Raw genomic sequence first — 12,728 nt, forward strand, 5'->3', positions numbered from 1 at the left:
ACACGCAGGACCGCCGCGCATGACCGAACACCTCACCGACCTGGACGCCGCCGTCGACTGGTTGTTTGCGCGCGTGGACGGGCCGCTGCGGATCGGGGCACCGCTGGCACTGGGCAAGCCGCATCGGCTGCTCAATGCCCTTTATGCACGCGTCGAGCACGATCCGTCGCGACCGCTGCAGCTGTATACCGCGCTGTCGCTGAACCCGCCGAAGGCGCGCGGCAACGGCCTGGAAGCGCGCTTCATGGCGCCGTTCGCGCAGCGCCATTTCGGCGACGATTTCCCGCGCCTGGCCTATGCCGATGCGATCGCGCGCGATGCGCTGCCGGCACATGTGCAGGTGGAAGAGTTCTACATGCAGTCCGGCGCCCTGCTCGGTTCGCGCCAGGCGCAATCCAGCTATACCAGCCTGAACTACACCCACGCCGCCGATGCGGTCGCGCAGCGCGCGCCGCAGGTGATCGTGCAGAAGGTGGCGATGCGACCGAACGATCGCCGGCTTTCGCTGTCGTGCAACAACGACATCACCCAGGACACGCTGGATGCGATGACCGCGCGCGGGCTGCCGCGCCCGTTGCTGATCGCCGAGATCGATCCGCAGCTGCCTTACATGGGCGGCTCGGCCACGGTCGATGTGTCGTTCTTCGATCTGGTGATCACCCCGCCGCCGCCGCACCCGGCGCTGTTCGGGCTGCCGCGGCAGCCGGTGGGCGATGCCGACTACGCCATCGGCCTGTACGCCAGCACGCTGGTGCGCGACGGCGGCACCCTGCAGATCGGCATCGGCACGCTGGCCGACGCGCTCAGCCATGCGCTGGTGCTGCGCCACACCGACAACGCGCGCTACCGCCGCGTGCTGCATGCGCTGGATCCACACCTGGCCAGCCACCCGCTGGTGCAGGAGATCGGCGGACTGGATCCGTTCGAGGTGGGCCTGTACGGCTGCAGCGAGATGCTCAACGAAGGCTTCCGCCGGCTGGTGCAGACCGGGGTGATCAAGCGCAAGGTGCACGACGACCTGGCGCTGATGCAGCGCATCGAGAACGGCAGCACGCTGTCCATCGACCACGCCACCCTGGCCGCCGAGGGCGAGTACCTGCACGGCGCGTTCTACCTGGGCTCGCCGGAGTTCTACGAGTGGCTGCGCACGCTGCCGGAAGACGAATGCCGTGCGATCGGCATGCGCCGCATCAGCGAAATCAACCAGCTGTATGGCGGCAACGAGACGCTGGAGCGCCTGCAACGCCGCCATGCGCGCTTCTTCAACTCCTGCATGATGGCCACTGCACTGGGCGCGGCCGTGTCGGATGCGCTGGACGACGGACGTGTGGTGTCCGGCGTGGGTGGCCAGTACAACTTCGTGGCGATGGCACATGCCCTGCCGGAAGCGCGCAGCGTCTTGATGTTCCGCGCGGCGCGCGATGACAAGGGCCAGCGCGAATCCAACGTGCGCTGGAACTACGGGCACACCACCATCCCGCGCCACCTGCGCGACATCTACCTCAACGAATACGGCATCGCCGATCTGCGCGGCCTGACCGACGAGGACTGCGTGCATGCGATGACCGCGATCACCGAGGCCCCGTTCCAGGGTGGCCTGCTGCAGCAGGCACAGGCCTCGCGCAAGCTGTTGGCGGCGTCCCAGCCCGACCCGCAGCGCCTGCAGCGCAATACGCCGCAGGCACTGGCCGCGGCACTGGCACCGTTCCGCGCCGACGGCAGCCTGCCGGACTATCCGCTGGGCAGCGACTTCAACGAGGTCGAGCAGGTGCTGGTGAAGGCGCTGGGTTGGCTGAAGGCCAACACGCAGACCCGCGGCGACAAGCTGCGCACGGTCTGGGCGGCTCTGCGGCAACCGGCCGGCGACGGCGATGCGGTGTACCTGCAGCGCATGGGCCTGCAGGCCCCGAAGGATTTCGCCGAACGGCTGGACGCGCGCCTCCTGCGGCTGGCACTGGCGCGCACCGCCTGAGAAAAGGGGACGGAGGGGATTAAGTCGCATGTGCACAAACGACTTAATCCCCTCCGTCCCCTTTTTCCTGCGGCAAAGAAAAGGCCGGCGTGCGCCGGCCTTTCCTCATTACGCCGCGAAGCTGTTTACAGCGACTTGGCCGCTTCCACCACGTGGGCAGTGGTGAAGCCGAAGTGCTTGTACAGCTGGTCGGCCGGGGCCGAGGCACCGAAGGTGTCGATACCGATCACGGCACCGTCCAGGCCGACGAACTGGCGCCAGAAACCGGTGACGCCGGCTTCCACCGCCACGCGCTTGCGCACGGCGTTCGGCAGCACCGATTCACGGTAGGCCGCATCCTGGCGCAGGAACACGTCGGTGGACGGCATCGAGACCACGCGGGTCTTGAGGCCGGCCGCGTCCAGCTGGGCCTTGGCTTCGGTGGCCAGCGAGACTTCCGAACCGGTGGCGATCAGGATCACGTCCGGGGTACCAGCAGCATCGGCCAGCACGTAGCCACCGCGCTCGATCTGGGCGATCTGCTCGGCGTTGCGCGGCTGGTGCGGCAGGTTCTGGCGGCTGAACACCAGGCAGCTCGGGCCATCCTGGCGGGTGATCGCAGCCTTCCAGCTCACCGCCGACTCGACCGCATCGCACGGACGCCACACGTCGTTGTTCGGGATGTAGCGCAGCGAGGCCAGGTGCTCCACCGGCTGGTGGGTCGGACCGTCTTCGCCCAGGCCGATCGAGTCGTGGGTGTAGACGTGGATGGCGTGGGCCGGGATCAGCGCGCTCATGCGCACGCCGTTGCGGGCGTAGTCGCTGAACACCAGGAAGGTGGCGTCGAACGGAATGAAGCCACCGTGCAGGGCCAGGCCGTTGGCAATGGCGGTCATGCCGAACTCGCGCACGCCGTAGTACACGTAGTTGGCGTTGGCGTCGTCGCTGGCAACCGATTTGCTGCCCTTCCACAGGGTCAGGTTGGAGTGCGCCAGGTCAGCCGAGCCGCCGACGATTTCCGGCAGCAGCGGTGCATAGGCTTCGATGGCCAGCTGCGACGCCTTGCGCGAGGCAATCGTCGGGCCTTCGGCGGCCACCTGGGCGATGTAGGCATCGGCCTTGGCAACGAAGTCGGCCGGCAGTTCGCCATGCGAGCGGCGGGTCAGTTCGGCCGCTTCAGCCGGGTACTGGCTGGCGTACTTGTCGAACAGCTGTTCCCATTCGGCCTGGCGCAGCGTGCCGGCGCCGTTGGCGCGCCAGCCGTCGTAGATCGCCTGCGGGATCTCGAACGGACCGTATTCCCAGCCCAGCTGCTTGCGGGTGGCTTCCAGTTCGTCCTTGCCCAGCGGTGCGCCGTGGCTGGATTCCTTGCCCGCCTTGTTCGGCGAACCAAAGCCAATGGTGGTGCGGCAGCAGATCAGGGTCGGCTTGTCGCTCTGCGACAGCGCGGCCTCGATGCCGGCCTTGATGCTCTCCGGGTCATGACCATCGACATCGCGCACCACGTTCCAGCCATAGGCCTCGAAACGCTCCGGGGTGTTGTCGGTGAACCAGCCCTCGACGTTGCCGTCGATGGAGATGTGGTTGTTGTCCCAGAAGCAGACCAGCTTGTGCAGGCCCCAGGTACCGGCCAGCGAAGCGGCTTCATGCGACACGCCTTCCATCAGGCAGCCATCGCCCATGAACACCCAGGTGCGGTGGTCGACCACTTCCAGCTCCGGGCGGTTGAAGCGCTGTGCCAGCAGCTTCTCGGCCAGGGCGAAGCCCACGGCATTGGCGAAACCCTGGCCCAGCGGGCCGGTGGTGGTTTCCACGCCCGGGGTCTCGTGGCGCTCCGGGTGGCCGGCGGTGTGGCTGCCCAGCTGGCGGAACAGCTTCAGCTGCTCGATCGGCAGGTCGTAACCGCTCAGGTGCAGCAGCGCGTACTGCAGCATCGAACCGTGGCCGTTGGACAGCACGAAACGGTCGCGGTTGAACCAGTGCGGGTTGCTCGGGTTATGGCGGAGGTAGTCGTTCCAGAGGACTTCGGCGATGTCGGCCATGCCCATGGGCATGCCGGGGTGGCCGGACTTTGCGGTTTCAACCGCATCGGCGGCAAGGAAGCGGATGGCGTTGGCCAACTGGCGACGGGTAGGCTGCGTCATGGTTCTGTCGGAATCGGGAGGCGGCCGCGGACGTGCGGGCGGCCTATTGTCCCATAGTCGCCGGGCGGGGGGTCGGTTCACCTTGCCCGGTCGTGCCGGCCGCTGGCCGGCAACGTCGTCATCTCCCCCGGATTCCGCATGTGAAGCGGGGTCGGAGCCCTTTCCTTGCGGAAAGGAATCCGACCCCGATCAGGTCGCCAGCAGTGGCGTTGGACTCAGTCCTGCTGCGGGCCCAGCGCCGGGCCGTCGTGCGATTCGCCCTTGGCCACCAGGGTGGTCAGGGCCAGGTCGCCGGTCACGTTCAGCGCGGTACGGCACATGTCCAGGAAGTGGTTCACGCCCAGGATCAGGCCAATGCCCAGCGGGTTCACGCCCACCATCGCGCAGATCATCGCCACCACCGGCAGCGAGCCCGACGGCACGCCGGCGGTGCCGATGCCACCGAGGATGCAGACCGCCATCACCATGATCTGCTGGCCGATGCTCAGGTCCACGCCGAAGAACTGGGCCAGGAAGATCACCGTCACGCCCTCGAACAGCGCGGTGCCGTTCTGGTTGGCGGTGGCGCCCACGGTCAGCACGAAGCGCGACACGCGCTGCGGCAGGCCCATCTGGTCGGCCACGCGCAGCGCGGTCGGCAGGGTGGCGTTGCTGGAGGCGGTGGAGAACGCCATCACCGTCGCTTCCTGGGTATCGCGGAAGAACGACAGCGGCGAACGGCCGGACAGCCACACGGCGGTACCGTAGGTCACGATCATGTGCAGGCCGAGTGCCAGCACCACCACGCCCACGTAGGCACCGAGGCGGATGATCAGCTCGAAGCCGAACAGCGCGGCCAGGTTGAACATGAAGCAGGCCACCGCATACGGGGCCAGGCGGATGACCAGGTTGATCAGGGTCATCGAGATTTCGAACACGCCTTCAATGGCGCGGCGCAGCGGGGCCACCTTCTCGTTGTCGGTCAGCACCATGCCGATGCCGAACATCAGCGCGAAGAACATCAGCGACAGGATTGCGCCGTTGTCGGACGCGGCCTGCAGCACGTTGCTCGGCACGATCGACAGCAGCATGTCCATGCCCTTCGGCGTGCCATGGATGCCAGCAACGATTTCCTTGCTGCGCTCGGCGTTCTCCGAGAGCATCATCGCGGCGACCTGCGGATCGACGCCGGCACCCGGCTTGAGCAGGTTGACCAGCACCAGGCCGATGCCCACGGCAATGCCGGACAGCAGCACGGTATACGCCAGGGTCTTCCAGCCGATGCGGCCAAGGGCGCGGATGTCGCCCATCTCCGACACGCCCATGATCAGCGCCGAGAAGATCAGCGGCACGATCAGCATGAAGATCAGGTTGAGGAACAGGCCCGACGCCGGGGTGGTGATGTAGTCCATTACCCACTTGGCACCGGCCTGCAGACCATCGACGCTGCCGCCCAGGGCGTGCACGATCAGTCCCAGGATCAGGCCGATCGCAAAGCCGATGCCCATCTTCCAATGCAGGGGCAACTTCTTCTTGTCGGCAGCAGCTGCTGTCATGCGCGGGTTTCCTCGAAAAATGAATGCACTCTAACAAAGCGCGCAAGCGGCGCCGGTTCAGGTTCGCCGCGTTGGATACAGCGGCGCCAGGCCAGTGTCAGCGGCGCCGGTAGCCGCCGACCAGTGCGGTCCGTCACGGAAGACCTCGCGCAGACGCGCGCGCAGCGATGCCAGGTCGCCCTGCCCGCCCCAGCGTGCCTGCTGCAGGTCCTGCAGCACCTGGCGCTGGCGAGGGTCATCCAACCGCGCGATGACCTGCTCGATGCGCTCAACCCCGGCCATCGCGCACAGCTGCGCTTCCACCTGATCGAAGCCTTCGCCATCCAGCGTGCGGCGCAGTTCGGTCAGGCCGGCACGTCCGCGCGCCACAGTCGGCACAGAGGGCTTGCCGGCTGCAGGCGTCGCCGCACGCGGTCGGCGGCCTCGCTGCCAGCCCCACAACAGGGTCAGCAGCCACAGCAGCGCCAGGCCGATGGCCGCGCCCATCCACGGCCAAGGGCGTTCGGCCAGGCCGCTGGCGCGCGGATCGGTCGCGGCGATGCGGCTGTCCTGGCCATCGCTGCCGGGCAGCGCGGCATTGGTGTCGATCGGCGGCAGCGGCGCAGGTGAAGCACTGCCACCGCCATTACCGGCTGCGACAGCCAGTGTCAGGTCCGGCAGCTTCGCTTCCTGCGCCTTGCCCGCGCGCACATCCCACCACGGCAGGCGCGGCCCCGGCACCACCAGCGAGCCTGGCTGGCGCGGCACGATCGAATAGCGGCGGGTGATCTTCAGCCGCGGCGTGCTGCCATTGAACGATTCTTCGTACTGCGCAGGTTCGGCGAATACCTGCGCATGGGGGCCCAGATCCGGCACCGGCAGGTCGGTGAACTGTGCGCGGGTTGCCCCTTCGGCAATCGCCTCGACCACCACAGTGGCGGCCTCACCGGTACGGGCGCTGGTCGGCGCACTGGTGTAGCGCAGCTGGAGGCTCTGCAGCGGAAGCCATGGCTGCGGCGCCTGTGCCGGTTGCGCCTGCACCTGCAGCGTGCGATCGGCGCCGGTGGCATTCATGCGGCCGTCGCCGCCGCCGAAGAAGTCGTCGAAGAAGCCACCGGCACTGCGCCCACTGAAGCGCGCACCGGCCAGCCGAAGTGCACCGCTGCGCTCGGGGATCAGCAGGAAGCGGCGCTCGACCACGTTGTAGCGGCGGCCGTTGACCTGCCGCACATCGGTGCGGTCATCGCCTACCCGCTGCAGCGACGCACCTGCCGGTGTATCCAGCACCAGTTCGCCAGAGGCCAGCTGAGAGGCGAAGAACAGCCTCACCACCACGCCTACGCTCTGCTGCACATACGGCGTTTCGTCATCGACAACGGTTTCGATGAATGCCGCCGCATTGCTGTCGGGGCCGGCCACGGCAGCGGCATCCACCTGCAGGGTCAGCGGCGCGGTACGGACGCTGCCCACCTGCAGGCCCGGCACCACCAGTGCACCACTACGCCGTGGCGTCAGCGCCACGCCATACAGGTTGCGCTGCTGCATGCTGCCGTTGCTCCACTCCACCTGGCGGCTGCTGGTCTGCCCGCTGAGGTCGAAGTCGGTACGCAACGGTGTGAAGTCAGGGGCGCCCTGGTCGCTCTCGACATTGAGCGTGACCGTGTCGCCCATCGCGATGCGGTCGCGATCCAGCCACGCGCGCGGCTGCGCCCAGGCCAGCAGCGGCAGCCACAGCAGCAGCGCCGCCAGTACCTGTCGGGGCCAGTGCCCGTGCATGTTGATCGCCCGCGTCATCGCCCTTCCCTCTTCCTGCGTTCATTTTCCAGCTGGAACTTGGCCCGCAGCAATGCGCCCGGATCATCCGGCACGCGCCGCATCCACGCCTCCACCGCCTGTTGCTCCTCGCGTTGGCGCGGAGTAGTGCCGTCACTGCCTGGCACGGGTTTGCCATCCTGTTCGCCCTTGCCCTCACGTGCCTGCTGCATCGCCTGCTGCATGCGCTGGCGCTGCTGCTCATCAGCCTGGGCCTGCGCCTTGGCATCCTCCACCTGTGGTGGCGCCTGCTGTCCATCGCGGCCACGCTCGCCGGGCTGAGGCGCCGACTGCGCGTCGTCGTCACCCGCCTGGGGCTGCCCCTGCTGGCCCTGCTGAGATGGTGGCTGACCCTGTCCTTGATCCTTCTGACCCTGCTGCGGTTGCTGGCCCTGCGGGTTCCGCTGGCCCTGTGAATTGTTCTGCTGCTTCTGCTGCCCGTTCTGCTGCGGTTTCTGCTGGTCCTGGCCCTGCCCCCCCGACTGCTTGCGCTTGCGTGCGGCATCAACCACGGCACGGTTGGCGACCGCATCGGCCATGCCGGGATGCAGCGCCAGCGCGCGGTCGTAGGCGGCGATGGCTTCGTCGTAGCTGCCCTGGCGCGCCAGCGTGTTGGCCAGGTTGTACCAGCCCGCATCACTGTCGATGCCCTCGAACTGCTTGCGCGCAGTGGCGAAGTCGCCCGCGCGATAGGCCTGCACGCCGTCGGCCAGGCGCTGGTGCTGCAACTGGTCGGCGCGCTTCCACAGCGTGCCCTGCGATGGCGGCGAAGCGGGCGCTGGAGCTGCCTGCGCCTGCACATCCCCCATCCATGGCAGCAGGCCCACCGCCAGCACTGCGGCCAGCAGCGCGCGGCGGCGGAAGGCGAGCAGCGCCAGCAGCATCACCGGTGGCAGCAGCCAGAATCCTTCATCGCGCCATTGCCTGCCCTCGCCGGGCCGCTGCGCCGCAGTACCTTCGCGTGCATCAAGCACACCCAGTGCGCGCAGGTCACTGCCATCGGCGGTGATGCGCGCATAGCGACCGCCACCTGCCGTGGCCACCGCACGCAGGCGACCTTCGTCCAGCGCAGCCTGGCGGATCTGTCCGCTGTCGTCACGATACGCCGCACCCGCCGGTGTACCGAGCCCCAGCACCGACACCTGCAGGCCGAGCCCACGTGCCTGCGCGGCCGCCAATGCAGCTTCACCATCGGCTTGATCGGTGACCAGCAGGATCTGTCCCTGCGGTGCAGCGATCTGCCGCATCAGCCGCGTGGCCCAGTCGATGCCACGGTCGGCACGCTGGCCATCACGCGGCATCACATCCGGCGACAAGGCATCCAGATACAGCGCGACGTTGCTGCCGTCATCGGTCAGCGGCGCGACGGTGTAGGCATCTTCGGCGTACACCACCAGCCCCACCTGCCCACCCTTGCGTGCGCGCAGGAGCTCGCCGACCTTGGCCCTTGCCTGCAGCAGGCGCGACGGTGGCAGGTCGGTGGCAGTGATGCGGCTGGACAGATCCAGCACGATCAGCAGCGGTGCGCTGGGCTGGAACATCGGCTGTGCCTGCTGCCGCCAGCTCGGCCCCGCCATCGCCAGTGCTGCCAGCGTCCAACCCAGCAGCACTGCCAATGGCAGCCGCACGCGACGGCGAGCACCGGCCGCCAGCAGATGCGGCAACAGGTGCGCATCCACCGCCTGCCGCCACGCATCGCTGCGCCGCTGCCGGTACAGCGCCACGGCGAGAATCACCGGCAAGGCCAGCAAGGCCCACAGCCATTCCGGGCGCAGGAAGTGCAGTGCATTCCAGTCGGGAAGATGGGATGCCAACGCGATCATCGACGGCGCTCCGGCCACACCCATGCCAATGCCCCCAGCAGCAAGGCCAAGCCCAATGGCCACGCATAGCGCTCCTCGCGCGGGCGCAGGCTCGGCCCCTTCGCAGCGATCGGCTCCAGACGATCCAGTTCGGCGTAGATGCCGGCCAGCTGCGCGGTATCGCGTGCACGGAAGAACTGGCCACCGGTCAGGCTGGCAATCTTCTTCAACGTGGCCTCGTCGACCGGGTCCTGGTCAGCGGAAATCGGAATACCGAGGAAGCGCATGCTGCCATCGCCACCGAACGCGACGGTGTGGATGCGCACCCCTTCAGCTTGCGCGACTTCGGCCGCACGCAGCGGTTCCAGCACGCCGGCATTGCTGACGCCGTCGGTCAGCAGGATCAGTACACGTTGCCCTTCCGGCTGGCTGCGCAGGCGCTTCACCGCCAGGCCGATGGCATCACCGATGGCCGTCTCGCGCCCGGCCAGGCCGACCACGCTGTCGCGCAGCTGGTCGCGCACGCTGGCCAGGTCCGCAGTGAGTGGCGTGAGCGTATAAGCGCGGTCCCCGAAGATCAGCAGGCCGATGCGATCGCCGGCACGACGATCCAGGAAATCGGCCAGCACGGCCTTGGCTGCGGTGAGGCGATCCACCGCCTGCCCCCCCAGCACCATGTCGCCCTCGCCCATGCTGCCGGACACGTCCATGGCCAGCATCATCTGCCTGCCCTGCTGCGGTGGCGTGATCGCTTCGCCCAGCTGTTGCGGGCGAGCCAGTGCGACGCACAGCGCGCACCAGCCCAGCCACAACAGCAGCGTACGCAGCCACGAAACATCAACGCGGCCGCCACCGGCCAGCGCTTCCAGTTCCGTCGCCGCATAGGGCACGCGCAGCGCAGCGCCGGGATCGGCACGACGCTTCCACCAGCGCATCAGCAGTGGCAGCGGCAACGCCAGCAGGGCCAGCGGCCACGCCAGCTGCAGGTCAGGCCACGGCCAGTAACTCGCCAGCAGGTTCATCGGCGGCGCTCCAGCAGCATCGCCAGGTAGCGCTCGCGCGCCCAGCTACGCACGGCCGCCACTTCGCTGGCGTCCACGCGGGGACGATAGGCACCTTCGGCCAGCAGGCTGCGACGCGCATCCGGCAACGTGCCCTTCGGATCCACGCGCTGCCACCAGGCATCGTCACGCAGGGATTCACTGCCGGGCTGTGCCTGTCGCGCGGCGCGACGCAGCAGGCCGGCGATCGCCGCCAGTTCCGCGGTGGCATCGGCGGTGGTGGCCAGCTCCTGGTCGAACGCCTGTAACCAGCGTTGGCGACGACGGCGGCGCTGCCACCACAGCAGGGCCAGCGCCAGGATCACCAGCAACACCGCGCCACCGACCATCAGATAGCCGGGGGCCGGCGGCCACCACGACGGTGCCGGCGGCAACTGCACATCGCGCAGCGGAAGGTTGGCGCTCATGCCGGCACCTCGGTTACCGGTGGTGCCGACCAGGCGTCGCTGGGCGCATCGGTGGACAACACCTGCACGTCAACGCGGCGTGCGCCGAGCTGGCGGCGCAGCGCCTGCAGTGGTTCGACGAAGTGCGCCTGCCAGTGCGCCTGCACCTCGCTGCGACGCAGGTCGAGGCCAATGCGCTGCTGCGCGGTCTGGAACTGCAGGGCCGCCGAGGGCGGTTGCAGTTCGAGGGGATCGACCAGCAGCACCAGGCTGAGGTCATGGTGCTGGGCCAGCGCGCTCCAGCGCACGACGGGAATCCGCGCGGCCTGCTGCGGATCGGCCAGCACCAGCATGCGCGCCCCGGGGCGCAGCACGCGGGCGGCATGGTCCAGCGCGCGTTCCAGGCCGAGATCGTCGGCGGGTGGCTGTGTGTACCAGCGGGTGAGTGCGTCGAGCACACGCAGTACACCACGCGGCCCACCCGCAGGTGCAATCGGCGCTTCGCGGTCACTGCCGCGCAGGGCACCCACGCGGTCACCGCGGCGCTGCGCCGACCACGCGGCGACGGCGCCCGCGCGTGCCGCCTGCACCGACTTGAATCGCACGCGGGTGCCGAAATACAGCGCCGGCGACGTATCGGCCACGATCAGGCTGACCCGCTCGCGTTCGGCCTGGAAAAGCTTGGTATGGGCACGGCCGGTCCGCGCGGTCACGCGCCAGTCGATATGCCGTGCATCATCACCGGCCACGTACTCGCGTGACTCGGCGTACTCCATGCCACGCCCACGCAGCGGCGACGGCGCCTGCCCGGCGTTGCCGGCACGGCCACGGCGTGGCGGCGGCGGCCGCTGTGCCAGCCGGCGCAGGGCTACCAGTTCGGACAGGTGCGGGCGCAGTCCGTCGCCATCACTGACGGTGGATGCGGCTTCCAGGGATGGATCGGTCATGCGCGGGCTCAGGGTGCCGGCACCCGGGCCAGCAGCTCCTGCACCAGGCGTTCGCCATCCCAGCCTTCGGCGGTGGCTTCGTAGCTGGGCAGCACGCGATGGCGCAGCACGTCGGCGGCAACCGCACGCACATCGTCGGGGGTGACGAAGTCACGGCCGGCCAACCAGGCGCGTGCACGGGCGCAGCGTTCCAACGCAATGGAACCACGCGGGCTTGCGCCCCAGGCGATGCGGCGCCCGAGGCCGGCGTCATAGCGCGACGGATCACGCGAGGCCAGCACAAGTTCGACCAGGTAGCGCTCCAGCGCCGGCGCCATGTGCAGGTCCAGCACTTCGCGGCGGGCATCGAACACATCCTGCATCGGCAGCTTCTCCGGTGCGGGTGCCGCCTCGCCCAGGGCGCCACGGGCACGCTCGCGGGCGAGCCGCAGGATCTCCGATTCGGCGGCCTGGTCCGGATAGCCGATGCGTACGTGCATCAGGAAACGGTCCAGCTGCGCTTCCGGCAGCGGGAAGGTACCTTCCTGCTCGATCGGGTTCTGCGTGGCCATCACCAGGAACAGCGGCGGCAACGCATAGGTGTGGCGGCCAACCGTGACCTGGCGCTCGCCCATGGCCTCCAGCAGCGCCGACTGCACCTTGGCCGGCGCACGGTTGATCTCGTCGGCCAGCAGGATCGGGTGGAAGATCGGGCCAGGTACGAATTCGAAGCGCCCTTCCTGCGGGCGCCAGATCTCGGTGCCGGTCAGGTCGGCCGGCAGCAGGTCGGGGGTGAACTGCACGCGGGCGAAATCCGCCTCCAGGCGCGAGGCCAGTGCGCGGATGGCCGTGGTCTTGGCCAGTCCCGGGGCGCCCTCCACCAGCAGGTGCCCGTCGGCCAGCAATGCGATCAACAGGCGTTCGACCAAAGCCGCCTGGCCGACGATTTCGGCCGACAGCGCGTCGCGCAACTGGTTGAAGGCGCCATGCAGGCGGGAGGCGGCCGGCGCGGGCGGCGGCGAGACGGTTTCGGGCATCGGCGGTGGCAGGTTCATGGGGGCCTTTGACCGGCGCGGGACGGCACGGGTTCCCCACATCATCGCAGGGTGCCCTGCGATTGGCATCAAGAACG

Annotated in this window: 9 protein-coding genes; 1 reads left to right on the forward strand and 8 read right to left on the reverse strand. The window is 68.7% G+C overall.

What is annotated here, in order from left to right; genetic code table 11:
* The first annotated feature begins 19 nt into the window (after positions 1-19).
* On the forward strand, positions 20-1,972 hold the full coding sequence (locus AC5P9N_RS11795) for an acetyl-CoA hydrolase/transferase C-terminal domain-containing protein (protein WP_060381112.1): 1,953 nt from the start codon (positions 20-22) through the stop codon (positions 1,970-1,972).
* Positions 1,973-2,097: 125 nt separating this feature from the next.
* Here AC5P9N_RS11795 and tkt read toward each other — a convergent pair whose 3' ends face one another.
* The 8 genes from tkt to AC5P9N_RS11835 all read right to left on the reverse strand — a co-directional run bounded on the left by tkt (position 2,098) and on the right by AC5P9N_RS11835 (position 12,651).
* On the reverse strand, positions 2,098-4,095 hold the full coding sequence (tkt, locus tag AC5P9N_RS11800; protein ID WP_099484116.1) for a transketolase: 1,998 nt from the start codon (positions 4,093-4,095) through the stop codon (positions 2,098-2,100).
* Positions 4,096-4,310: 215 nt separating this feature from the next.
* A complete protein-coding gene (locus AC5P9N_RS11805; RefSeq protein WP_005410848.1) occupies positions 4,311-5,630 on the reverse strand; it encodes a dicarboxylate/amino acid:cation symporter in 1,320 nt (439 codons plus the stop codon).
* A gap of 57 nt (positions 5,631-5,687) precedes the next feature.
* Complete coding sequence (locus AC5P9N_RS11810; RefSeq protein WP_099484115.1) at positions 5,688-7,403, reverse strand: BatD family protein; 1,716 nt, start codon at positions 7,401-7,403, stop codon at positions 5,688-5,690.
* Positions 7,400-9,244: a VWA domain-containing protein gene (locus AC5P9N_RS11815; protein ID WP_060380748.1), complete on the reverse strand. Its 1,845-nt coding sequence runs from the start codon at positions 9,242-9,244 to the stop codon at positions 7,400-7,402. Before AC5P9N_RS11815 ends, AC5P9N_RS11810 begins: the two co-directional genes overlap by 4 nt.
* Positions 9,241-10,245, reverse strand: a complete 1,005-nt coding sequence (locus AC5P9N_RS11820) for a vWA domain-containing protein (protein ID WP_005410851.1) — start codon at positions 10,243-10,245, stop codon at positions 9,241-9,243. Before AC5P9N_RS11820 ends, AC5P9N_RS11815 begins: the two co-directional genes overlap by 4 nt.
* Positions 10,242-10,691, reverse strand: a complete 450-nt coding sequence (locus AC5P9N_RS11825; protein WP_012481140.1) for a DUF4381 family protein — start codon at positions 10,689-10,691, stop codon at positions 10,242-10,244. Before AC5P9N_RS11825 ends, AC5P9N_RS11820 begins: the two co-directional genes overlap by 4 nt.
* Positions 10,688-11,617, reverse strand: a complete 930-nt coding sequence (locus AC5P9N_RS11830) for a DUF58 domain-containing protein (RefSeq protein WP_099484114.1) — start codon at positions 11,615-11,617, stop codon at positions 10,688-10,690. Before AC5P9N_RS11830 ends, AC5P9N_RS11825 begins: the two co-directional genes overlap by 4 nt.
* An 8-nt stretch (positions 11,618-11,625) precedes the next feature.
* Positions 11,626-12,651: an AAA family ATPase gene (locus AC5P9N_RS11835; RefSeq protein WP_005410854.1), complete on the reverse strand. Its 1,026-nt coding sequence runs from the start codon at positions 12,649-12,651 to the stop codon at positions 11,626-11,628.
* Positions 12,652-12,728 lie beyond the last annotated feature (77 nt).

The organism is Stenotrophomonas sp. YJH_SMC_6 (genome assembly GCF_059371335.1).